The 21,929-nt window shown below is 71.6% G+C and carries 22 protein-coding genes; 8 read left to right on the top strand and 14 right to left on the bottom strand.

Annotation, left to right across the window (positions count from 1 at the left end):
* Positions 1–14 precede the first annotated feature (14 nt).
* Genes HL189_RS02595 through HL189_RS02585 form a run of 3 tightly spaced genes read right to left on the bottom strand, consistent with a single transcriptional unit; the run spans position 15 to position 3,585 of the window.
* The gene (locus HL189_RS02595) at positions 15–1,301 is read right to left on the bottom strand and encodes a four-carbon acid sugar kinase family protein (protein ID WP_369132140.1); all 1,287 of its coding nucleotides are present in this window, start codon (positions 1,299–1,301) and stop codon (positions 15–17) included.
* Positions 1,301–2,563, bottom strand: coding sequence for a RuBisCO large subunit C-terminal-like domain-containing protein (locus HL189_RS02590; RefSeq protein WP_369132139.1), 1,263 nt, complete (start codon positions 2,561–2,563; stop codon positions 1,301–1,303). The genes HL189_RS02595 and HL189_RS02590 overlap by 1 nt, the downstream gene beginning before the upstream one ends.
* Positions 2,564–2,601: 38 nt before the next feature.
* Positions 2,602–3,585 (bottom strand): 2-keto-3-deoxygluconate permease, encoded by a 984-nt coding sequence (locus tag HL189_RS02585; protein WP_369132138.1) that lies wholly within the window; start codon positions 3,583–3,585, stop codon positions 2,602–2,604.
* A gap of 199 nt (positions 3,586–3,784) precedes the next feature.
* On the opposite strand from HL189_RS02585, the gene HL189_RS02580 reads away from it, so the two are divergent.
* Entirely contained in the window at positions 3,785–4,648 is an 864-nt protein-coding gene (locus HL189_RS02580) for a GntR family transcriptional regulator (RefSeq protein WP_369132137.1), read from the top strand.
* A 20-nt stretch (positions 4,649–4,668) separates the two neighbouring features.
* On the top strand, positions 4,669–5,295 hold the full coding sequence (gene otnC, locus HL189_RS02575; RefSeq protein WP_369132136.1) for a 3-oxo-tetronate 4-phosphate decarboxylase: 627 nt from the start codon (positions 4,669–4,671) through the stop codon (positions 5,293–5,295).
* 435 nt (positions 5,296–5,730) lie between these two features.
* On the opposite strand, the gene HL189_RS02570 is transcribed toward otnC, so the two are convergent.
* From HL189_RS02570 to HL189_RS02560, 3 genes are read right to left on the bottom strand one after another with little or no spacing between them, the layout of a single operon-like run.
* Positions 5,731–6,543 carry a PhzF family phenazine biosynthesis protein gene (locus HL189_RS02570; RefSeq protein ID WP_369132135.1) on the bottom strand — a complete coding sequence of 271 codons (813 nt, stop codon included), beginning with the start codon at positions 6,541–6,543 and terminating at the stop codon, positions 5,731–5,733.
* Positions 6,544–6,561: 18 nt separating this feature from the next.
* Complete coding sequence (locus HL189_RS02565) at positions 6,562–7,473, bottom strand: MOSC domain-containing protein (RefSeq protein ID WP_369132134.1); 912 nt, start codon at positions 7,471–7,473, stop codon at positions 6,562–6,564.
* On the bottom strand, positions 7,470–8,630 hold the full coding sequence (locus tag HL189_RS02560; RefSeq protein WP_369132133.1) for a PLP-dependent aspartate aminotransferase family protein: 1,161 nt from the start codon (positions 8,628–8,630) through the stop codon (positions 7,470–7,472). The genes HL189_RS02565 and HL189_RS02560 overlap by 4 nt, the downstream gene beginning before the upstream one ends.
* Before the next feature lie 128 nt (positions 8,631–8,758).
* Between HL189_RS02560 and HL189_RS02555 the strand changes: the two genes are divergently transcribed.
* The 3 genes from HL189_RS02555 (at position 8,759) to HL189_RS02545 (ending at position 11,161) form a co-directional block, all read left to right on the top strand.
* Positions 8,759–9,352 carry a helix-turn-helix domain-containing protein gene (locus tag HL189_RS02555; protein WP_369132132.1) on the top strand — a complete coding sequence of 198 codons (594 nt, stop codon included), beginning with the start codon at positions 8,759–8,761 and terminating at the stop codon, positions 9,350–9,352.
* The gene (locus HL189_RS02550) at positions 9,349–10,080 is read left to right on the top strand and encodes a B3/4 domain-containing protein (protein ID WP_369132131.1); all 732 of its coding nucleotides are present in this window, start codon (positions 9,349–9,351) and stop codon (positions 10,078–10,080) included. The genes HL189_RS02555 and HL189_RS02550 overlap by 4 nt, the downstream gene beginning before the upstream one ends.
* Before the next feature lie 64 nt (positions 10,081–10,144).
* On the top strand, positions 10,145–11,161 hold the full coding sequence (locus HL189_RS02545; protein ID WP_369132130.1) for a DMT family transporter: 1,017 nt from the start codon (positions 10,145–10,147) through the stop codon (positions 11,159–11,161).
* 368 nt (positions 11,162–11,529) lie between these two features.
* Here the strand turns inward: HL189_RS02545 and HL189_RS02540 are convergent, their stop codons facing one another.
* The 4 genes from HL189_RS02540 to HL189_RS02525 form a co-directional block, all read right to left on the bottom strand.
* A complete protein-coding gene (locus HL189_RS02540) occupies positions 11,530–11,718 on the bottom strand; it encodes a hypothetical protein (RefSeq protein ID WP_369132129.1) in 189 nt (62 codons plus the stop codon).
* Between the two features lie 330 nt (positions 11,719–12,048).
* Entirely contained in the window at positions 12,049–12,381 is a 333-nt protein-coding gene (locus HL189_RS02535; protein WP_369132128.1) for a hypothetical protein, read from the bottom strand.
* Between the two features lie 12 nt (positions 12,382–12,393).
* Positions 12,394–13,170 (bottom strand): GAF and ANTAR domain-containing protein, encoded by a 777-nt coding sequence (locus HL189_RS02530; RefSeq protein WP_369132127.1) that lies wholly within the window; start codon positions 13,168–13,170, stop codon positions 12,394–12,396.
* An 84-nt stretch (positions 13,171–13,254) separates the two neighbouring features.
* Positions 13,255–13,947, bottom strand: a complete 693-nt coding sequence (locus HL189_RS02525; protein WP_369132126.1) for an ANTAR domain-containing protein — start codon at positions 13,945–13,947, stop codon at positions 13,255–13,257.
* Positions 13,948–14,343: 396 nt separating this feature from the next.
* Between HL189_RS02525 and HL189_RS02520 the strand changes: the two genes are divergently transcribed.
* On the top strand, positions 14,344–15,060 hold the full coding sequence (locus HL189_RS02520) for a Crp/Fnr family transcriptional regulator (protein ID WP_369132125.1): 717 nt from the start codon (positions 14,344–14,346) through the stop codon (positions 15,058–15,060).
* 534 nt (positions 15,061–15,594) lie between these two features.
* On the opposite strand, the gene HL189_RS02515 is transcribed toward HL189_RS02520, so the two are convergent.
* Entirely contained in the window at positions 15,595–15,894 is a 300-nt protein-coding gene (locus HL189_RS02515; protein ID WP_369132124.1) for a PhzF family phenazine biosynthesis protein, read from the bottom strand.
* Between the two features lie 514 nt (positions 15,895–16,408).
* Entirely contained in the window at positions 16,409–17,290 is an 882-nt protein-coding gene (locus HL189_RS02510; RefSeq protein ID WP_369132123.1) for a LysR family transcriptional regulator, read from the bottom strand.
* 145 nt (positions 17,291–17,435) lie between these two features.
* On the opposite strand from HL189_RS02510, the gene HL189_RS02505 reads away from it, so the two are divergent.
* On the top strand, positions 17,436–18,317 hold the full coding sequence (locus HL189_RS02505; RefSeq protein WP_369132122.1) for a DMT family transporter: 882 nt from the start codon (positions 17,436–17,438) through the stop codon (positions 18,315–18,317).
* A gap of 658 nt (positions 18,318–18,975) precedes the next feature.
* Here the strand turns inward: HL189_RS02505 and HL189_RS02500 are convergent.
* Both HL189_RS02500 and HL189_RS02495 read right to left on the bottom strand, forming a co-directional pair.
* Complete coding sequence (locus HL189_RS02500) at positions 18,976–19,935, bottom strand: hypothetical protein (RefSeq protein ID WP_369132121.1); 960 nt, start codon at positions 19,933–19,935, stop codon at positions 18,976–18,978.
* Between the two features lie 218 nt (positions 19,936–20,153).
* Positions 20,154–20,540 carry a hypothetical protein gene (locus HL189_RS02495; protein WP_369132120.1) on the bottom strand — a complete coding sequence of 129 codons (387 nt, stop codon included), beginning with the start codon at positions 20,538–20,540 and terminating at the stop codon, positions 20,154–20,156.
* A 1,128-nt stretch (positions 20,541–21,668) separates the two neighbouring features.
* On the opposite strand from HL189_RS02495, the gene HL189_RS02490 reads away from it, so the two are divergent.
* Entirely contained in the window at positions 21,669–21,911 is a 243-nt protein-coding gene (locus HL189_RS02490) for a helix-turn-helix domain-containing protein (protein ID WP_369132119.1), read from the top strand.
* Positions 21,912–21,929 lie beyond the last annotated feature (18 nt).

The raw sequence follows: 21,929 nt of genomic DNA, 5'->3' as shown, positions 1-21,929 counted from the left end.
GTGGGGTACGCGGCTCAGACGAGGCCGGCGAAGCGGCGGAACAGGTCGGGGGGGCCGACCTGCCCGCCCTTGAGCAGGACGCGGCAGCCGGCGACGGCCGCCGCGTCATCGGTGGTGCAGATGGGTCCGGCGGTGACGAACTGCTCGCTGACCCGTAGCTCGCTGACGTCCATCGCCAGCAGGGCGTGGCTGGAGGTGTCACCGCCGCAGACGACGACGTCCCGGGTCAGTCCCCGGCGGGCGAATTCGCCGGCGAGCCGGCCGATGGTCCCGCCCACCTCGGCGGCGGTGACGGAGCCGGCGCTCAGCCGGGCGTCGTCGGGACCCCGCGTGGTGTGGGCGACGACGTCCCGGCCGGCCCGGAGTGCTGCCTCGACGGCGGCCGACCACGGCGTCGCGGTGACGTCGCCGGCGAAGGCCCCGGCCGGGATCGGGACGTCGACCCACCCGTGATCGACCGCGTCGGCGATCTGGCCGGCGGTGGTGGTGGACGCGGACGCCGACACGACGAGCGTCGGGCCGCGGGAGGCGGTGGGAGCCGGCGGCCTGCGGGGGGCGCCGCCGCGGAGGCGGGCCAGCGCGGCCATGATGCCCCCGGAACCGACGACGAGCGCCGGTCCGGCGGGACGCGGGTCCAGGAGCAGGGCCTTGGCGACGGTGTCCATCTGCGCCTCGTCGACGGCGTCCACGACGAAGGCCTCGGCGTCGGCCGCCGCGCGCAGCTGCGCCCACCGGTCGTCGAAGGTGCCGTCGGCGTGGGCCGGCAGCTGCAGGCCCGGGACGGGGCGCCGGCTCGCGAGCTGTTCGGTCAGGACCAGCCGCAGGTCGGCCTCGTGCATCGGCGTGGACGGGTGGCGAGCCATCACGGGGTGCCGGTCCAGCCGGTACACCTCGCCTGCATAGGCGCCGAAGTGCTGGCTGAAGGCGGTGTAGCGACCGAAGCCGGGCTGCGCCGGGACGACGGGCACCGGTCCGTGCCCGGGGAAACGCTCGTGCAGGAGCTCGATCCCCCGCCCGATGCTGCCGACGGTGGGCGAGGAGTCGAACGTGGAGCAGACCTTGTAGAGCAGCACGGACAGGTCCAGGGACGCCAGCGGGGCGAGGCCGGACCGCACCGCCTCGTCGAGCGCGTCGCCGGCCAGCGAGCGGGCCGGTCCGGCGATGCCCACGACGTCGGCGTCCTCCGGCGTCGACCGTTCGGGGTCGAGGACCAGCATGGCGTCGAGCCCGTAGGCGTGCGCTTGCGCGAGGACGTCGCTGGCGCCCGTCAGGTCGTCGGCGAGGAACCCGATGTCGGCCATCAGGCACCTGCCGGGAACGTCTGCAGCGCGTGTGCGAGGCCGTGGTCGCCACGAGCCGCCAGCGCCGCGGCCGCGGCCGCCAACGGCTTCCCACTCACCGCCGCAGCCCACGCCTGGCGCAGGCTGCGGACACCGGCGGCCGGGCCGTCCGGGTGGGCGGCGATGCCACCGCCGGCCAGCATGAGCAGATCGGTGGACCCCACCGCCGCGAACGTCGGTCCCGGCGTCAGCACGTTCTGACCGGACGACAGCGTCGGAAGGGGGGCGATCGTGGTCCCCAGCGGCGCCTGCAGGCTGCGGATGTTGGCCGCGACCTCCTCGTCCCGCTCGTAGAACTTGCTGCCCAGCCCGCTGGCGTGGACGTGGTCGGCGCCGGCCAGGCGAGCCAGTTGCTGCCAAACCGTGAAGTCCACCCCCAGGGCGGGGGAGCGCATCGAGGCGGCCAGCCCGGCCCGGTGGCCGTGGACGGGCACCTGGGCGAATCCGCGCAGCCACGCGAGCGCCGGCAGGCCCATGACCGGGACGTTGAGCATCACGCAGTTCCCGCCCGCCTCGACCACCAGGTCGTGCCGGCGCTGGAGGCCGGCGAGGTCCCCGGTGATGTTGAACGCGTACATCGTCCGGTGCCCTGTGGCCTGCTGAGCGTCGTCGATCTCCTCCAGCGCGACGCGGACGCGGGTCTCCAGGGGGAGGTACGCCGGGTCGGTCATCAGCTCGTCGTCCTTGATGAGGTCGATCGAGGCGCGGGCCAGCTCGCGCACCACCCCGCGGAACTCCTCCTCCACGAGGCCGACGTTCGGCTTGACGATCGTGCCGATCAGCACGCCGTCCGGCACGCCCATGAGCTTGCGGGTGCCCGCCACGCCGAAGGCGGGGCCGGGGTGGGCCGCGACGAACTCGTCGGGCAGTGCGATCGACTGCAGCCGGCAGGCGTACAGCTCGACGAGCTCGAACAGGTTGCCGGCGACCGCGGTGAGCAAGGTCGCGATGTCGGTACCGATGTTCTCCATCGGGAACTCGACGACGACCTCGGCCGCGGTCACCCGCTCCGGCCGGCGCCTCGACGGCAGGGAGGGCGCGCACTCGCCGAGCTCGCGGACCGCCACCACCTCGGCCGCATGGCGCTCGCGGATCCGGTCGGACTCTCCGGGGACGGCGATGAACGTCCCGCTGGACTGTTCGCCGGCGAGGGCGGCCGCAGCCCGTGCCACGTCGACGGCCTCGATGTAGTAGGTGCAGCGGATACGGCGGGGGTCACGCATGTCGAGGTCCTCCGGTCGGTGCGGGCGGGAAGGCGCGGTCACGCGTGGTGCGGTTTCGGCGGGACCACGGGCAGGGGAACGGGTTCGAGCGCTCCCGCCCGCTTCATGACCCAGGCCGCGACGGTGGGGGCCAGCAGGGCCGTGACGAGGACGGCCGTGGCCGCCTGAGCGGACGCGGAGGCGACGAAGGGCGCGAAGTTGGGGTCCGCGGCGGCGACGGCGGCAGGAACGGCCACCGCGTTGCCGGCCGTGGTGCCCGCCGCGAAGCCGATGCCGCTCTCGCTGCCGCGGCGGAGCAGGAACCGGTAGCCGAGGTAGGTCAGCCCGCCGGTGAGGACGACGACGCCGACACCCAGGACGGCACCGGCGGCGCCTCCGGTGAGGACGGTCCGCAGGTCGATGCCGGTGCCCACCGCGAAGGACATGAAGGGGATGACGATGTTCGGCACGGCGTCCAACGCCTTGGTCCACTTGCGGTCGACCGCACCGATGCCCAGGCCGATGACGAAGGGCACCAGGGCGGCGACCAGGGCGAGCAGGGGGATGTCGGCCAGGCCCGAAGCGCCGAGGAACACCAGCACCAGGAAGGGGCCGTCGTCGAAGGCGCTGGCGACGTAGGCGCCACGGTCCCGCTCGTCCCCGTACTCGCCGGCGAAGGCGAGCCACATGGCACCGTTGCTGTTCCCGAAGATGGCGAGCAGGCCGAGGATCGAGACACCGAGGATCCCGTCGACGCCGACCGTGAGACCGAGGACCACGCACAGCGTGAGGGGGATGAGCGTCTTGGCCAGCAGGACGACCAGCGTCGTCCCGGCAGCGCCCTTGCCGTTGTGCGTACCGGTGATCGACGCCCCGGTCGCCAGGACCAGCAGCGCGATCAGCGCGAGGGCGCCCTCCTTGAACAGTGCGGTGGTGAAGCTGCCGATCCCGAGTGCGTCCGGCGCGAAGGTGTTCATCAGCACGCCGAGCGCCAGCGGGATGAGCATGAGGCCGCCGGGGATGCGGCGCATGAAGCTGAACATGGAGAACCTGGACGGGCTCGTCCGCAGGATCTCGGCCAACCTGACCTCCGTGGGGACCGGACAATATGTCCGTACGATTTGTACGGATGACGGTAAGGTGACGTCCGCCACGCCGTCAAGCCCCGATCTGGAGCGGGCACGATGGTCGACGAGTCGCCGGGCCGCTCGTCGCCAGGCGTCACCCGGAGAGGAGCGCGAGATGACCGTCGACGAGTCGGCGTCCACGGACGACGTCCCCCTGCAGAGGCGATTCGACCGCGCCGCCGGGGTCCCCCTGTACGCGCAGATCCGCGACGCGCTCCGACAGCAGATCGACAGCCACTCCCTGCCGTCCGGGGCGCCGCTGCCGACCGAGGAGGCACTGCAGGCGCGGTACGGCGTGTCGCGGAGCGTCGTCCGGCAGGCCCTGGGCGACCTCGCCGACCTCGGACTGATCGTCCGCCAACGCGGCCGCGGCAGCGTGGTGGCACCACGCCCCGAGCACCGGCGGCGCGCGGACCAGGCCGGCGGCCTCCGCCAGCAGGTCGAGGCCAGTGGTCACCACCTCCGCACCGAGATCGTCGGGCTGGCGGTCGACGAGGCGCCGTCCACGGCCGCCACCGCGCTCGGGCTGACCGACACCTGGCGCCTCGAACGGATCCGCCGGGTGGAGGAGCAGCCGCTGGTCTTCATGCGCACCTGGCTGCCGAGGGAGCTCTTCCCGCACCTGTCGGCCGAGGACCTCGACGGCGGCTCCCTGCACGACTGGATGCGGGCGCGGGGTGTCGAGCCCCAGGGTGGCCCACGGCAGTTGCAGGCGGTGCCCGCGGACGAGGCCGTGGCGGCGCACCTGGACCTCCGCGTCGGCGTGCCGGTCCTGCTGCTGCAGGGGGTGACCCGGGACCAGTACGGGCGCGGGCTGGAGTGGTTCACCGCCTGGCACCGCCCGGACACCGTGTTCGACGTGGACGCGCACGTCGGCCCCCGCCCGCCCGGCGCGGGCAGCGGCGAGGAGCTCGGACGGGTGCGCGAACTGGTGCAGGAGCTGGCCGTGCTGCTCGGCACACAGCCCCCGCGGGCCTGAGCGGGCGACGGGGCGGGGACGTGGCGGACCATCCGGAGCTGCGCGGGCAGGTGGTCGCGCTGGGCGCGTCGCTGTTCGCCCGCGGCCTGACCGCCGGTCGTACCGGGAACCTGAGCGTGCGCGTACCGAGGGGCTTCCTGGTGACCCCGACCGGGGCGAGCCTCGGGCAGCTGTCGACCGATCAGCTCAGCCTCGTCGACCTGCGGGGCCGCCACCTCGACGGCCCACGGCCCTCCAAGGAGGCGTTCCTGCACGCAGCCGTCTACCGGGCCCGGCCGCAGGACTCCGCGGTGGTGCACACGCACAGCACCCACGCGGCCGCCGTGTCCTGCCTGGCCGACCTGGACCCGCACGACGTGCTGCCGCCGCTGACGGCCTACTACGTCATGCGGGTGGGGCGGCTGCCGCTGTTGCCGTACCACGCCCCGGGCGACCCCTCGCTCGAGGAGGTGGCAGAGGGAACGGCCCGCACGTCGCACGCCATGTTGCTGGCCAACCACGGGCCGATCGTGTCTGCCACCGACCTCGCGTCCGCCGCCGACGCCGTCGAGGAGCTCGAGGAGACCGCTCGCATCCACCTGCTGCTGCACGGGCGGCGGACGCGGCCGCTGACGCCCGAGCAGGTCGCGACCCTCCGGCGGACCTGAGGCAGCGGGTCAGCCCCGTCCTCCTCAGGCCGGCACAACCGCCGCCACCCGGCCGGTACCAGTCGAAGGTGGGCGAACTGCGACCACACCTGGCACCAGAGAGGACTCAGGCCGCCCTCCGGGAGGAGGACGGCCTGATCAGATGGGTGGAGCTGAGGGGACTCGAACCCCTGACCCCCACACTGCCAGGCCGTCATGATCGCATTCGCGGCGGTTCGCCGTCGTTCCATAAGCCGCCTGACGTGCGTGTTTAAACGACGGTGGACACTGGCGGACGGGCGCGAACGCCGCCAACTGCAACCACAACTGCAACCACGTGGCCGCCCCGCGCTGCGTCTCCGGTGGCGGCTCAGGGCCACCACAGCGCAACGCCGGCTGAGCGCGAGGCCGGCACGCTCACTCGGTCCTACGGCCGAGCAGTGAGCCCAACCCAGGTCAGTGCAGAAACCCGGTGGCGGCCGTGCGTGCCTGTCCCGCGAGGAGGATCCGTCCCGTGTCTGTGGTGGTGACGGTCAGGTCTCCTCCGCGCGGGGAGGCCTGCTCGGCGGACAGCGTGGTCCCGAGGTCGGCGCGCCAGTAGGGGCCGATCGTGCAGTGGGCTGACCCGGTCACAGAGTCTTCCGGGATCCCGTAGGCGGGGGCGAAGTAGCGCGACACGACTCCGCCGGCCTGACGCCTGGCGGTGGCGATTAGGCCGCCGACCGGCAGGCGTGCCACCGCCTGGAGATCGGGCGAGAGGTCGCGCACGGCGTCCTCCGACGCGAGGACCGCGAGCATGTTGCGCTCGCCGGCCTCGGGATGGTCGGTGACTCCCGTCCAGGCGGGGACCGGGCCGGCGAGGGCGGCCAGGAGTTCCGGGGAGGACGCCACCTGCGTGGCGGGGGCGGCGGGGAAGTCGAGCACGATCCGGTTGTGCTCTCGCACGGCGGTGAGCCGTCCACTCCGGGTCGTGAAGGCGAGAACCTCCTGCTGCAGGACGCCGGACTCCCAGAGCCAGTGGGCGCTGGCCAGGGTGGCGTGCCCGCACAGCGCGACCTCGGCCGCCGGGGTGAACCAGCGCAGCCGGAACGCGCCGTCCTCGCCGGGGGCGAGGAACGCCGTCTCGGCTTGTGCCAGCTCGTTCGCCACGCCCTGCATCCAGCGCCGATCGGGGAACTCGTCGAGCAGCAGCACCCCGGCGGGGTTGCCCGAGAACGGGTGCTCGGTGGTGAACGCGTCGACGAGGGCGAACGCGGTCTTGTCGGGCACGGGAGGGCTCCAGGCGGGTCAGGCGGGCTGGATCGGTGCTCCGAGGCGGATCTCGCCGTCGGTGAGGACGTCGACGCGCAGGCCGCCCTTGTGGATGAGTGGTCGGAGCAGGCCGGGGCCGCTGAGCCGATCCAGGTGGACGCAGGGCTCGCACAGCCGGCGGCCGGCGCAGAGCACGTCGCCGATGCGGAAGGTGACGGCGACGAGGGCGTTGACGTCGATGCCGCGGGTGAGGACGTTGCGGCGGGTGGCGGCGAAGTCGATCGCGTGCCCGGCGGTGGCGAGCTCGTCGAGGACCTCGGCGGCCATCAGAGTCAAATCGTAGCCGGGCCGGTGCCCGGCGCGGGGGCTGAAGGTGCCGGCGCCGGCGGCGTACCGGTCACCGTCGAGGCCGCGGCCGGCGCGGGCGGAAGCCACCTCGATCAGTCGCATCTCGGCCTCGGCCGCTGGGGCGACCGCCAGACCCTCGACGGTGCCGTGCAGATCGGGCGCCGCCGTCGCCGTCGCCGCACGGAGCACAGGGTCGAGGGAGGCGACGGCGTAGGCGGCGGTGATCGGCAGCTCCGCCGTCGCATGGCCGAGGAGGCCGGGGCTCTGGGGGCTGAGCACGATGCCCGGCGGGGTGCCGAAGGCCAGCGTGGCGACCCCGGGCGGGTCCATCTGCGCTGCACCGGACGGGTCGGCGCCCGCGGTCTGTACTACGGCGATCCACCAGCCGGCCCATTGGAAGCTGGCGGGGTCGGCGATGGACACCAAGCCGAAGCCCCGGGCGGCCAGCAAGGACCGCCAAGCGCCCAGAGCCTGGGGCAGGTCACCGGCGGGCAGCGGCAGGTCGGCCACCGGCACCTCGATGACCGAGGCCAGGCAGGCGGCGAACCCGCGGGCCAGCGGGCTGGTCGAGGGGGCGGTGGGCAGGTCGGTGTCGATCACGGGTGACTCCCGGCGGGAACGGTCGAACGGACGGTGGACTCGCCGGGCGCTTGCACGGCGAGGGTCTCCAGGGCGGTGTGCAGGTCGGCCCACAGGTCCTCGACGTGCTCGCAACCCACGCTCAGGCGCAGCAGGCCGACCGGCACGTGTTCCTGGCCGGGGAGCTTCGCGCGCCGCTCGATGGTGGACTCCACCCCGCCGAGGCTGGTGGCGTGGGAGATGACCCGCAGGGCGGCACAGACCTTGTCGGCGGTGCCGGCGTCTGCCAGCTCGAAGCCCAGCACGGTGCCGAACCCGCGCATCTGGGCGGCGGCGCGGGCGTGGTTGAGGTCGTCGGGCAGGCCGGGGTAGCGCACCCGGCCGACCGCGGGGTGCGCCGCCAGCCGGCGGGCGAGCTCGCCGGCCGACTCCTGCTCCTGCCGCAGCCGCACGGCCAGGGTGCGGGCGCCACGCAGCGCGAGGAACGCCTCCAGCGCGCCGGGGGTGGCACCGGCGACCTCGCGACGGCGGCTCAGCCGCGCCCGATCCTCGGCGCGGCGGCACACCACCAGGCCCAGCAGCAGGTCGGAGTGCCCACCGATGGACTTGGTCGCGCTGTGCACGACGAAGTCCGCGCCCATGCCCAGCGGGTTCTGCAGCAGCGGGGTGGCGAAGGTGTTGTCCACCGCCACCAGCGCGCCGACCGCCGCAGCCGCCTGCGCGACCTCGGCGATGCCGACGACGTCCAGCAGCGGGTTGCTCGGGGTCTCCAGCCACACCAGGTCCGCGTCGGCGACCGCAGCCAGCAGGTCACCGGCGTCGGTCATGTCCACGATCCGCGACCGCCAGCGGTCACCGGCCGCAGCGCCGTCGGCCAGCAGGCCGCGCAGTCCGGTGTAGCTGTCCCGGGGCGCGACCACGCGGGCGCCGACCGGCAGCAGCTCCAGGACGGCGGCGATCGCAGCCATCCCCGAGGAGAACGACACCGCCGCGCCTCCCTCCAGGTCACCGATCAGCCCCTCGAGCGCCTCCCAGCCCGGGGTGCCGTCGTCGCGGGAGTACTCCCGCCCCACTGCCCCGGCCGCCGCGGCGCGGAAGTTCGACGCCGGGACGATCGGCACGTTGAGCGGCTGCCCTGGCCCGGACGGGCGGCCCGCCACCGCCAGTCGCGTCTCCATCCGTAGGCCCGCGTCGTCCGAACGGTGCTCTGCCACGGTCATCCCCTTACTCTTTGATGCACTATGCTGCACTACGTGGGGCAGCGTAGACGCTTCAGATCGACTTGGCGCAAGGGAGGCGGCCGCAGATGACGAACACAGCTGTCGCGGTCAACGAGGTGATCGGGCAGCGGGTGCGGCAGCACCGGACCGCCCGCGGCTGGACGCTGGACGAGCTGGCCGACCGCTCCGGGGTCAGCCGCCGCATGGTCATCACCATCGAGCACGGCGAGGGCAACCCGAGCATCGCCACCCTGCTGCGGATCAGCGACGCCCTCGGTGTCGGGCTGCCGGTGCTGGTCGACGTCGAACGCCCGCACGCTCTCACCGTGACCGCGGCCGGGCAGGCCCCGGTGCTGTGGCACGGCGACCACGGCGGGCAGGCGTTGCTCGTCGCCGGCACCCAGCCGCCCGACGTCGTCGAGCTGTGGGACTGGACGCTGCAGCCAGGCGATGCGAACACCAGCGAGGCGCACAGCGCCGGCACCCGGGAACTGCTGCTCGTTCTGGAGGGCGCTGTCGACCTGCGCGTCGGCGACCGCACCGAGCGACTCGAGGTGGGCGACTCCGCCGCGTTCGCCGGCGACGTCGCGCACGGCTACGCCACCCCCGCCGACGCCGCCGGCCCCGCCCGCTTCGCCCTCACCGTGTTCCAGCCCCACGTCACCGGGAGCCGTCCGTGACCGACCCCCAGCAGTGGCTCGCCGACGCCACCGTCGAGGACGCGGTGTTCGCGCTGCGGCCGGACTACCGGGTGCTGCTGCTGACCGCCGACGGCCTGCGGGGCGGCCCCAGCGACGAGATCACCGAGCAGGTCCTCGCCGCCGCCGAGGCCACCGCGCGGGAGCGGCTCGACGGTCGCCGGCCCGAGGAGCTACCGCACCTCGCCGCGTGGCGTGAGGCCTACCGGGCCTTCGGTGCCAAGCCGCAGCGCACCCGGCCCAGCGTGGAGGCGCTGATGCGCCGGCTCGACCCGGACGGGCTGCCGCGCATCGACCGGATCACCGACGTCTACAACGCCGTCTCCATCGCCTCCACGCTGCCCTTCGGCGGGGAGGACCGCGCCGCCTACGCCAGCCCGCCGCGACTCGTCCGCGCCGACGGCACCGAGCCCTTCGACACCACCGCCCGCGGCGAGGCGGTCGTCGAACACCCCGAGGTCGGCGAGGTCGTCTGGCGCGACGACGTCGGCGTCACCTGCCGCCGCTGGAACTGGCGGCAGTGCACCCGCACCGGCATCACCACCGCCACCACCAGCGCCGTCTTCATCCTCGACGTGCTGGACCCGCTGACCGATGACGACGCGCTCGCCGCGGCCGACGGGCTCACCGAGGGCCTACTCGCCCTCAGCCCGGAGGCCACCTTCCACCGCAGGCTGCTCACCCGCGCCGACGGAGGTAGCCGGTGCTGATCCGCCCCAGGGACGACGCCCACGATGACCCGTGGCGCGCCGGGCCGGCCGGCGGGTGAGCGGGATGCTGCACACACGGCGCCGGCCCCGCTGGGGTGTCAGGTTCAGCCGGCAGGAGCTGGCGCTGGTCGCCGTCACCGCGGTCTGGGGCACGACGTTCCTCATCGTCCACCTCGCGGTCCAGCACGGCGGGCCGCTGCTCTTCGTCGGCCTGCGCTTTCTCGCCGCCGGCGCGATCAGCGCGGTCATCTTCCGACGCACGCTCACGGGGCTCACGCGGCGCGAACTCGGTACCGGCGCGGCGATTGGTGTGACGATCTTCGCCGGCTACGCGCTGCAGACCGTCGGGCTGCAGACGATCCCCAGCAGCACCTCGGCGTTCCTCACCGCGCTCTACGTCCCGCTCGTGCCGCTGCTGCAGTGGGCGGCGTTCCGCCGCGCTCCCAAGCCCGCCGCCTGGGGCGGGGTGGCACTCGCCTTCACCGGGCTGCTCCTGCTGGCCGACCCCGACTCGGCCGGGCTGACGCTGAGCACCGGCGAGGTCCTGACGCTAATCAGCACCGTCGCCATCGCTGCGGAGATCGTCCTCATCGGCCTGTTCGCCGGCACCGTCGACCTCGGCCGGGTCACGGTCGTGCAGCTGCTCGTCGGCGGCGGCCTGTCGGTAGCGATGATGCCCGTCGTCGGCGAGGCAGTCCCGTCCTTCTCCTGGCTCTGGCTCGCCGCCGCGATCGGTCTCGGGGCCGCCAGCTGCCTCATCCAGATCACCATGAACTGGGCGCAGCAGTCGGTGTCACCGACTAAGGCGACGGTGATCTACGCCGGCGAGCCGGTGTGGGGCGGCATCATCGGTCGCCTCGCCGGCGACCAACTGCCCGGTCTCGCCATCGTCGGCGCCGCGCTCATCGTCGCCGGCGTGCTCGTCAGCGAGCTCAAGCCGCGGGCTCGGCCTCGGCAGGGTCGAGCTGACGTCGAACAGGATTCTCTCAGCCGCCGGAACGGCGCCGACACGGCGGAGTGCCGACGCGACTCGCGCGCTACGGGCGGCTACGCGGCAGCGTGCCAGAACCGTTCCACATGAGTTCACGGCGATTGGCACGTGCAACTGCTGACGGGCGTAAGGCTTGGCACCGTGCAGTCCGTCGCGCCGAAGCAAGCACGGGAACTTTCACACTGCCAGGGCGGCTGGTGGCAGTCCGCCGTTGTCCAGCAACGTGCCATTTCGCAGGTCACGTCGGAGGAGGGACCATCGCGGACAGCCGCGACCTGCGGTGAACGGCGGCCCTAGGCCACCAGGCTGGCACCACGGTGCGGCATGCGGACCGACCGCAGGACGGAATGTGTTTCGACGCTGCAGCCGGGAGAGACGAAGGGCGTTGAGGCCAGGCTCAGCAGCTGCCGTCAGCACTCGCGGTCAGGACACCGACGCCGCATCGGCCATCAGCGGAGCTACTCGCGGACGACCCACACTTCGGCCCTGCCCTTGGGTGTGCTCCTGATCTGCGGGGGGTCGAGCGGCTCGTAAACGCCGATCCACTCCGGCCCGTCGTAGACGAGCACGCCCGACGTCACCATGTCGTCCCGCACGTCACCGACCTGGCCGTGACGCGGCCCGCCCCAGTGGAAGATCAACGGCACCGGGCAGACTCTAGAGGGAGCGGGATGACAGCCCCGCGCGAGGCGGCCCCGTGGCCCACTGTTGGACCAACGGGGCCTAGGTCCCCACGCCTCGTCAGTTGATGCCCCGCGCGGCGACCCTGCCTACGGAGTCTTCACCCATCGGAACAGCGCCGCGACGGGAGGGCGGGCGCACGACGTGCAGACGGACGACACGGTCTTCACCGCGCCGGCGACGATGGAGACTGAGGTCCGACGGTCAGAACCAGTGGCCGCCGGACCGCCTGCAACCGACAGCATGAGGCACACCCGGCCGGACGCCCCGCTCGAGACTCAGGAGCGCCCGGGCCCTCATGGCCCGGGTCCCGAGTCAGGGCTCGGGAGGTCGCGGAGCAGTTGCTGCACCAGGTCTTCGAGACGCGGGTCGTCCCCCTCGACAGCGGTGGCACCGGACAGCGGGATGCGGTGGGCGCGGTAGCCGTCCTCGAGCGCCTCGTTGAGGGCTTGGGCGAGGACGTCCTGCTGGAAGGTCTCCAACGGCACCAGTCCCTGCAGGTAGCCGTCGAGGTCGAAGGCGTCGCCGGTGCCGCCTAGGGCCACGTAGCGCAGCCAGAGGCCCTGGACGGTCAGCTCCGCGTGGACCCGGGCGGCGTCCATGCTCCGGTGGCGCTCATCGCTGGTCATGGTCGGAGTTGGTCAGCCGCCGGCCGGGCGGCTGTTGCGGGCGGTGACCGCGGCCACGAGTGCGCGGGCCACGTCCTGCACGGGGTGGTCGGTCTGCCGCGCGACGGCGGCGAGCTCGGCGAACGCCTCCTGCTCGCCGGCGGCACCCTGGGCGAGCAGCACGCCGGTTGCCTGGGCGACCGCGTCGCGGCTGGCCAGCGCCTCGGTCAGCTGCCGGCTGAGCCGGCGGGCCTCCTGCAGGCTCTGTGAGTTGGCGAGCAGGATGGCGGCCTGCCCGGCGAGCAGGCGCATGACGTGCTCGTCGTGCGGGCCGTAGTTCATCGGCCGCTCGCAGTAGACCTTCATCGCCCCGATGGACTCCTCGCCCGCCAGCAGGGGTGCGCTCAGCACCGAGCGCACGCCCATTGCGCTGGCCGCCTCGTTCCACCGCGGCCAGCGGCCGTCGGTGGTCGTGTCGTCGATCCGCACCACCTCGCGGCGCCGCCAAGCGGTCAGGCACGGTCCTTCGTCGTACTCGTACTGCAGGGCGTCGGCCTCCTCCGTGGCGGAGTTGGATGCCGCACGGGAACGCTTGCCGTGTTCGTCGACGACGGTGACCCCGGCACCGAGCGTGCCGGGGGTGGCGGTTGCGGCGAGGCTGGTGACCAGCTCGAGCGCGGTGTCGACTGTCTCCCGGGACAGCACCAGTCCGGCCATCTGGCTCAGCGCCGCGCCCAGCTCCACCGGCGGTGCCACGGACAGGTGCTCGTCAGGCGCCGGTGTGGAGCCCTCGGCGACGGGATCGCTCATGCGTCACTCCTGCAGGGTCGTGCTGATCAGGCGACGACGGGTGGCTCTGCTCGCCACGGGCCGGTGCTGCATCGACGGCTTGGTTCAGGCGCCCTGGGCCGGCGATGGTGGGCGGCTCGGGGGTGCAACAGCCATCTCCCCGGTCAGTACCAGATCCTCAGCGACATCGCGCACCTTGCGGTTGGTGTGCATCGAGGCATCGGCCAGCAGCCGAAAGGCCCGATCGGCGGTCAGCTTGTGCCGCTCCATCAGGATGCCCTTGGCCTGCTCGATGACCGAGCGGAACACCATCGCCTTCTGCAGGTTGTCCGCCCGGTCCCGCGCGTCCTGCAGGGCGTCCATGTTGGTGAGTGCTGCCCCTGCGTAGGCGGCGAACTCCAGCAGGACGGCTCGGTCGTCGTCGGTGAAGACCTGCGCGCTCCGCGCGTAGACGTTCAATGCAGCAATGGGGTGCGCTGCGGGCACCGGCGCGGCGAGTGCGCTCAGCGCGTCGTTGTCGAGGAAGACGGGGATGTAGTCCGGCCAGCGGTGCTCGTCACGGGCATCGGCGATCTCGGTGAGCAGACCGCCGAGGGCGGCCTCCAAGCACGGGCCGTAGCCCCGCTCGTACTGGCTCTCGTCGAGCACATCGGCCAGCGGGCCGGTGAAGGCCGCGGTGGTCGGGCGCTCGTCGCGGAGCAGCGTGATGGACACCTCCGCGCCGGCCGGCATCGAGCGCTGCACCAAGTCGACGATCCGCTGCAGCACCGACGGGGTGGTGTGCTCGCCCAGCAGCAACTGGCCGAGGTCATCCAGCGCCGCCCGCGTCCGCGGGGGGCTCGAAGGGTCCGAAGGACCGGTCATGCGCCTGGTCCTCTCGTCTCGTCCCGGGCGTCCGCGGAATCCGCGCGGCCTGCCCCTCAGCTCTGACGTTGCATCGTTCCGCGTTACCGTGCGCGGCCGGCCCTGCTCAGAACGAGCACGCTCAGGCAGCGTTGTGCACGGTACTCGACATTGTGCGCCCAGTGTGCGGAGCACGCGTCCCCTGGCGCCCGGCACGGAAGTGCACCATCATGGTGATGCTCCGCTGTCCAAGCGGGCAGCCTCCGCCCCAGCGCGTCGACCGCGGACGAGGGATCACCATCCCGCCGTCGCGTCCGGCACACCGCTCGGAAGGGCCCCCGAGGCATCCCCGTGACAACCGACGCCATCCTCGCTCGTCGCAACACCGTTCTCGGCGGTCTGGACGAGACCAGCCTGGCCGCCCTGCTGCCCGACCTGACGGACATCCCGCTGCCCGCCGGGCGAGTGCTGCACGAACCTGGCCGCGACATCACCGAGGTGTACTTCCCTCTGCTCGGTGTGGTCTCCGTCGTCGCCGACCTCGGGGACGACCAGATCGTGGAGACCGCGACCATCGGCCGGGAGGGCGTGGTCGGCATTTCGGTCTACCTCGGCGCCACCGCTCCCACCGAACGCGCCCTGGTGCAGGTGCCGGGCCGGGCGTTCTGCATGAGCGCCGAGGACCTCCGCGAGCACATCACCGACGTGGACGGGCCGCTGACGGCCATGCTCCGCCGCTCGGCGCAGGTCCTGTTCACCCAGGTGGCGCGCAACGCCGCCTGCAACCGGGTGCACACGATCCGCCGGCGCGCCGCCCGCTGGCTGCTGATGACCGCCGACCGGATGGACGGCCCCAGCTTCGAGCTCACCCAGCACTTCCTCGCCCAGATGCTGGCCGTGCGCCGGACCTCGGTCAGCGAGGTCGCCCAGTCCCTGGCCGAGGACGGCTGCATCACCTACTCCCGCGGCCGCATCACCATCACCGACCGGCCACGCCTACAGGCATACGCCTGCGACTGCTACGAGGCGATCCGCCGGGCCACTGACGCGGCGCTGGGGTCGGGTTAGCCCGACCGCAAGGGTTGCACCGACGCCCTTGTTCGCGGGCCACGCGTTTCCGAACAGCGCATCGGGGCACTAGGTGCTCATCCGAGGGGTCCCCAGGCTCGAACTCGTGGCCGGACCCCTCCCGCCCCCGGCCAGCTCGCCGGGATCGGGAGGCACCACGATGGAACCGAGTGAGCGGGTCACCTGGGAAGACTGTCCGACGTGTCGACGGGCGGCGGCTGTCGGCTGGGTGCACGGACGGCTTGTCGACTTCGACTGTCCCCGCGGATGCTGCCTCAGCGCGGAGCAGGTCCAAGCCTTTGCTGCCCGGCGCGGTCTTCCGCCACTCCACAGGTTGACGCCCGCTTCCTAGCGCGTCACAGGGCCACAGCGGCACCAGAGTCGGGGTGGAGCTGAGGGGACTCGAACCCCTGATGCCCAAACTGCCAGGCCGTCATGATCGCGTTCTTGGCGGTTCGCCATCGTTCCGTAAGCCGCCTGACGTGCGTGTTCAAACGACGGCGGACACTGGCGGCCGGGCGCCAACGCCGCCAACTACAACCACAACTGCAACCACCTGGCCGCCCGCGCGGCCGCCTCCTTGAGGACGCCTGACTCCCAGAGCCAGTGGGCGCAGGCCAGGGTGGCGTGCCCGCACAGTGCAACCTCGGCCACCGGGGTGAACCAGCGCAGCCGGAACTCGCCGTCCTCGCCCGGAGCGAGGAACGCCGTCTCGGCTTGTGCCAGCTCGTTCGCAACGCCCTGTATCCAGCCGGGATTGGGGGAATCGTCGAGGAGCAGCACACCTGCCGGGTTGCCCGAGAAGAACGGTCGTTGGGTGATGAATGCGTCCACGATGGCGAACGCTGTGCTGACAGGCACGGGGGAGCGAGCGAGTCCTCGTCGCCGCTGAGGCCAACGCGCGGGAGCGGCTCGACGGGCTCAAGCCCGAGGAGCTGCCGCACCTGGCCGCGTGGCGGGAGGCCTACCGGTCCTTCGGCGCCAAGCCGCAGCGCACCCGCCCCAGCGTCGAGGCCCTGATGCAGGTGTCCCCCAGGACCGCGAGCTGACGCTGCACCTACCGCTAACCGTCGCGGGGCCGTTCGCTGCGGCACTTCAGCGGTTCGTCGACTCGTTGCCGGCGCCACCCGATGGTGAGGGTCCGTCCCGAGACTGATCGGGCCCACTCCGTTCCACCAAGCCCGCGCGCATCGCTCTGAGCGGCCCAGTCTGGGACACCTGTCAGTGCGGCTGTGCGCCGGCGCCTCGGTCGGATGGTGCTGGCCTGACCCGAAGCAGGTCACCCCGCTCGAGTTCTGCATCAGGGGGTCGCTGGGCGAGGACGACGCCCCTTGCTGGGCGAGCGAGGTCAGCGCCCCCTGGGGGTGTCGCGGGTGTTGCGGGCGTACTGCCCGTACATGAGTTGCAGGAGCGCCTCGACGTTCGGTGGCGGGCTGTCGGCCCACCAGGCGAGCCACACTGGGACAGGTGGTGCGTCGCGGACCGGCCGATAAACGACGCCCGGGCGCGGGTGCTGGCTAGCGGTGGCTTCGGCGGTGATGCCGAGGGCCTGGCCGGCGGCGATGACGGTGAGCCACTCATCGACACCGCGGACGGACCGCGTGGCGGCGGGAGCGACCGGCGGGGTCCACATCTCCTCGGTGGTGGTGCCGGTGAGGCTGTCGAGGGCAACGGTGCGGCCGGCGAAGTCATTGAGGCTCACGCTGCGGCGGCGGGCCAGCGGGTCGTCGGCGGCGACGGCGGCGTAGCGCCGCTCGACGCCGAGCAGAACGCTTCGCAGGCGCGCGTCGTCGACCGGGCGGCGCAGCACGCTGACGTCGGTGGCGCCCTCGGCCAGACCCGCGGTAGGAGTGATGGACTGGACGAAGACCAGCGCCGAACCGGGATGGCTCTCCGACCAGCGCCGCTGCACCGCGGTGGTGTGCCGCCCCAGCGCCGCCCAGGTGTAGCCGATCCGCACGTCGCCGCGGGTCTCGTCGGCGGCGCGCTCGATCGCGGCGACCTCTTCCAGGACCCGCCGGGCGTGCCCGACGACACGCGCCCCGATGGCGGTGAGCGACACCTCGCGGGTCGTGCGCTGCAGCACCCGGGCGCCCAGTGCCCGTTCAAGCGCGGCCACCGTCCGCGACACCGACGCCTGCGAGAGGCCAAGCGCCTCGGCCGCGCCCGTGAACGTGCCTGCCTCGACGACCGCCAGTAAGGCGCGCAAATGCCTTACCTCCAAGCCCATACGCTCAGCGTATTCCTGCGTACGCGGATGACATTTCCCTCATGGCTGATACGTGCTGATACTCAGACAGGTGACCACAGCGCAGGCCCAGCCCCGCGAGGACACCCATCAAGCGAGACCGTCGCCGCTCCGCGGCGTCGCGACGATGCTGAGCAGCGCTCTAAGCAACCAGGTCGGGGCCGCCCTCGGCGCCCACGCCTTCGGCAGCGTCGGCGTCCCCGGTGTGGTGGCGGTGCGGCAGGTCGTCGCCGCGGTGGTGCTGCTGCCGGTCGCCCGCCCGCCGCTGCGGCGGATGATGTGGTCCCAGTGGTGGCCAGTGCTGCTGCTGGCCGTGGTCTTCGGCTGCATGAACCTGTCGCTGTACATGGCGATCGACCGCATCGGACTCGGCCTGGCCGTCACTCTGGAGTTCCTCGGGCCCCTGGGGGTCGCGCTCGCCGGCTCGCGCTCCCGCCGGGACCTGCTGCTCGCAAGCGCAGCCGCGGCCGGCGTCTACGTGCTGGTCCTGCCCGGTTCCTCCAGCGACTACCTCGGGCTCGGACTGGGTCTGGCGGCCGCCGCCTGCTGGGCGGCCTACATCCTGCTCAACCGCGTCGCCGGCGCCCGTCTGCCCGGACTCCAAGCCCCGGCCGTCGCCGCCACCTTGTGTGCGCTGGCCTACGCACCCGTCCTGGTGCTGCTCGCCGTGGACGGCCGGCTCGCCGGCGCACCGCTGGGCTACGCCCTCGCCGCCGGGGTGCTGTCGTCGGTCGTCCCTTACGCCGCCGACCTGACCGCCCTGCGGTTCGTCCCGCCACGCTTCTTCGGGATGTTCATGACTACCCACCCCGTGCTCGCTGCGCTGGTCGGCACCGTCCTGCTGAGTCAGGGCCTGGCAGCACACGAGTGGGCCGGCATCGCCGTTGTCGTGCTCGTCAACGCCGCTGCCGTCGCCACCACCCGCCGCGCTCGTGAGACAAAGGAGACCGGCTACGAGGCGACGTCCGCGGGCACGCCCGCTCCCGCCGGGTCACCTGTGTCGAATTAGCCGGCGTCTCGCGAGCCACGATGATGGCTGTCCCATAGGCCGCCTTCAGAGACACCTCGCCCACACCACGCCGCACTCGCCACCACGCCCGGTTCGCGGTGCCTCATCGCGCTAGAGCCACCCGACCCTCGACACTGGAGATCAGCAAGATCACGAGGCCACACACGTCTTGCATCCACGGTGTCGGGACTCGTTGTGACGGATGGGCAAGCCGCCGCGCTACCGGCTCGAAGGGAGTCGAGCAACTGCCTCTGAGTGGCTCACTCAAGAACACGATTCGTGGGGAGACCCTTCAACGGAAGCGAACAGCCCTGCCGGCCGACGCTTCCGCGGAAGCGTCTGCACTGAAGGGCGCGTCGCGTAGCGGCCTGCTAAGGGGCACCCGCACTGAGCACCGGCCGGGCCAGGCCAAACCAGGCACCTACTGCCACCCGGGGAAGCCGATGGTTCGCCCCCCCGGAGATGGGGGGGAGAAAAGGACACCCCCGGAGGTGTCCCGCGTTGTCCCCGACCGAAGGGAGGGACGGCCGCCGTCTCGCGTCGCCCTAAGCGGCCCACTCAGGGACACCGAGCGTGGACCGGCCTGATGTCGTTCGCGACTATGGCGGGCCAGCCCGGAGGTAGATGTTCGCCTGCCCTGCCCTGCCCTGCCCTGCCGTCAGTCGTCACCCCGAATTCGGACGATATCGAGACGGCTCGGCTCCACGCCGAGCAGTGCGCGCAGTCGAGCATGGGCCCTCGTGAGGAAGTCGTGCCAAGGGCCCAGAGCCCAGCCGAACAGCGTGAAGTACCGCCTAACGGCTTCATCGTAGGCCGTCAGCGCCATTACGACGCCCCGCTCAAAAGGGATTCGATCCTCGGGGGGTGGAGCTTGGATTGGAGCTTCTCTCGGGTCAAGCAGTGGCAGCTTCTTGTAAGCGAAGGCGGCTAGAGTGCCGTGTGCTACGGCGGACAGGTCGGCGTAGATCCCACGGCCATAGTTTGGCCCAAGGCGGTCATAGAGCAGTTCGACTGCTTGCGTGGCTCGCGGGAACCGATCCCAACCGACAGCGACAGCGTTCCCCTTCTTGTCGCGAATGACCTCCACGCCTTGCCTGATCGCTGAGCGCTCGATGGCTGCAATGCGTTCGAAAGTGTCCGGCCCGCCTTGCATCTGCAGGCGTTCGATCCGCCCGGCTTGCTCCCGCAGCGCATCCAGTCGCTCGGTTATGCACCTAGCGATGCGAGCACGGCCGTCGATGTTGGTTTCCAGCAGCCATGCGGCCCTGGCGCACCCCTCGACCACCCCTCGGGCCAAGGTCATGATGGAGTCTTGTAGGTTGCTACCCAGCGCTATGGCAACCGCGCCAAGATGATCCTGGGCGGAGCCCATGTGCATTTCGGCGGTGCCGTAGGCCAAGCTGAGTGGCTGACTGCTCCACTCGTCCGCTAGGGCATCATCAAGAGAATCGCGTTCTTGATACGCCCGCGAGTACTTCTCGGGGCGCATGCTGGGATAGAGGCCAGTGCGATAATGCTCCACGAGGCCGCCATAGCGAGAGACCACGTCTCGCAATCCGAACCGGAGATCTATGTCCGAAGCCTGTGCATTCCACTGCCCCTGGGTCATGCGGGTCACGGGTTCCGTTCGGGTCATCAATGCCAAGAGCATGACAAGGCGTGCATGGCCAACTAGCTAGAGTCTCCGCCCTCCCGCACCGGTCTGCATGGCCGCGGCTACGCACAACTAGCGAAGATGTGGCGCCCGCTCGATGTCCTGACGCCACCATTCTCCGATCACTGATCGTGGCCGGCATGTCTGCCGGACCAGTGTGATGCCGTCAGCATGCGGTCGGCTTACGGGGTCGGCCGCCGTCGACCCTGCCAAAACCAGGTGCCCACCACCCCCGCGCCCAGACCGCTAAGCACACCGCCAACTGCGATCTGGAGCTTGTCGATCCAGCTAGGCTCAACCCAATAGCTAATCCGTCGGAAGTCGATCGGGACACCGTTCGGATACGTCAAGATTTCACCCTGGGCTTCGCGGTGTTCGATAAGACTCTCCGCCTTGATGCGAAGGTCTCCGACGGCCACGGTCTGGTGTTCTGGCACGCAGACGGCTTCGCCGTCTACCTCCAGGGCGAGAACATTGTCAGTCAACGGGTACTGGTCGTCCGAGAGGGTGACTTGGGTCTCGCAACCCCTTTCTCGCACGACCTCCAGGGGGGTGTCGAGGGCAAACATTGCCTGATTCTCCCTCACAGTCTTCCCGTCAATGCGCGCAACTATTCGGTCCCCCATAAGCAGCGCTTCGCCTCGGTCACTTGCTCCTGCGGGCTGAATGTTGACTTGCCACACCGTAAGGGCAATGCCGATGGGGACCAGGAGGCCTGCGGCGATCAGCTTGGGATTCGACATGTGGGCCCGCTTCGCTGGCTGACGCTCATGTCGGTGGAGACTAGGGCGGAGGTGCCTACTCAAGCGGCCACCGCGCCGGTGTCCCATAGGCCGCCTTCAGGGACAGCGAGGAGCCCGAGGCCTAAGTCCGGCTTCCAGCAGGGATCGCTCGTGACCGGGCTTCGCGGAGCCACCGCCCCGGGTCGAGCAGCACTGGAGACTCCAAGATCACGAGGCATCACACCTCATGCACCCGGGGTCTGCCGATTCGTGGTGACGGGTTACTGGAGCTTCGTCCGGAACCTGGACGGCATGGGAACCAGCGGCACTCCCGAACACCGAGCCCGACAGCGGCAGCGCGAGCGGCAACGGCGTCCGCAAGCCCAGCGGACGACCCCGAGCGCTCGCCCGGCCCCAGCTCCAGCGGACGGGCACGGTCCCGAACGGAGGACCGCGGCGACGGCCTGCGCATGGTGCGGCGGGCCGATCATGCCGCGAAGCCGCGGACCGATTCCGAAGTGGTGCTCGGCAACCTGCCGGCACCGCGCCTGGGAGCAGTCCAGAGCCGCGGACTCGGGCCTGTCAGCGGTAGCGGTCATCGAGCGGCGCGTCGAGGTCCAGGTTCCTCTCGTGCCCACCCGCCGCGACTGGCCCCGACTGCTCGACGGGCTCGCCCGCCAACTGAACGAAGGGCGTGTCTACGACCGCGACCTGCCAGCCCTGGCACGGGCACTACAACCCGTACTGGAGGCCTACCGGAGACGCGCTCACCTGACCGGCGCACTCGATGTGCGCTGACCCCAGGCTTCACGACTTCTCCGGTGGGCAGGGGGCCGCCGCTCGAGTCTCCAGTCCCCAGCGGCAACGACCGCAATCGTCGACTGGAGACGGACTGGAGATGTTCGGCAGGCCGCTCCACCACCGTCGTAGGGCCAGCTTCACGCCGCGACACGCGCCTGATCGGGAGATGTCGAGATGGGTGATCCACAGCCGCTTCGGGACGTCACGGCCGCCGATCGGCTGCTGTTCACTCCCGAAGAGGCCGCGCAGGTCCTCCGCATCGGTCGCACGACGGTGTACGCCCTTATGAAGAGCGGGGAGCTGCGTCCCGTGCACATCGGCCGCTGCTGCCGGATCGCCCAGGCAGAGGTCGAGCGCTACGTGCGCCGGCTCCAGGCTCTCCCGTCTCCTGCACAGCCTTCGCCCGACGCCGCGTGAATCCACAGCGCGCCTGCC

This window comes from Modestobacter sp. I12A-02662, assembly GCF_041028325.1.
Classification (GTDB): Bacteria; Actinomycetota; Actinomycetes; order Mycobacteriales; family Geodermatophilaceae; genus Modestobacter.
Note: the sequence above shows the minus strand (reverse complement) of the source record. Positions and strands in the feature narration are given on the sequence as shown.

Bases quoted from the DNA above. Each gene is read 5' to 3' on its own strand.
- HL189_RS02590 (WP_369132139.1), bottom strand. From the start codon at position 2,563: ATGCGTGACCCCCGCCGTATCCGCTGCACCTACTACATCGAGGCCGTC.
- HL189_RS02530 (WP_369132127.1), bottom strand. From the start codon at position 13,170: ATGAGCGATCCCGTCGCCGAGGGCTCCACACCGGCGCCTGACGAGCAC.
- HL189_RS02490 (WP_369132119.1), top strand. From the start codon at position 21,669: ATGGGTGATCCACAGCCGCTTCGGGACGTCACGGCCGCCGATCGGCTG.
- HL189_RS02585 (WP_369132138.1), bottom strand. From the start codon at position 3,585: ATGTTCAGCTTCATGCGCCGCATCCCCGGCGGCCTCATGCTCATCCCG.
- HL189_RS02560 (WP_369132133.1), bottom strand. From the start codon at position 8,630: ATGGAGACGCGACTGGCGGTGGCGGGCCGCCCGTCCGGGCCAGGGCAG.
- HL189_RS02595 (WP_369132140.1), bottom strand. From the start codon at position 1,301: ATGGCCGACATCGGGTTCCTCGCCGACGACCTGACGGGCGCCAGCGAC.
- HL189_RS02495 (WP_369132120.1), bottom strand. From the start codon at position 20,540: ATGTTTGCCCTCGACACCCCCCTGGAGGTCGTGCGAGAAAGGGGTTGC.
- HL189_RS02580 (WP_369132137.1), top strand. From the start codon at position 3,785: ATGACCGTCGACGAGTCGGCGTCCACGGACGACGTCCCCCTGCAGAGG.
- HL189_RS02545 (WP_369132130.1), top strand. From the start codon at position 10,145: ATGCTGCACACACGGCGCCGGCCCCGCTGGGGTGTCAGGTTCAGCCGG.
- HL189_RS02510 (WP_369132123.1), bottom strand. From the start codon at position 17,290: ATGGGCTTGGAGGTAAGGCATTTGCGCGCCTTACTGGCGGTCGTCGAG.
- HL189_RS02555 (WP_369132132.1), top strand. From the start codon at position 8,759: ATGACGAACACAGCTGTCGCGGTCAACGAGGTGATCGGGCAGCGGGTG.
- HL189_RS02535 (WP_369132128.1), bottom strand. From the start codon at position 12,381: ATGACCAGCGATGAGCGCCACCGGAGCATGGACGCCGCCCGGGTCCAC.
- HL189_RS02505 (WP_369132122.1), top strand. From the start codon at position 17,436: ATGCTGAGCAGCGCTCTAAGCAACCAGGTCGGGGCCGCCCTCGGCGCC.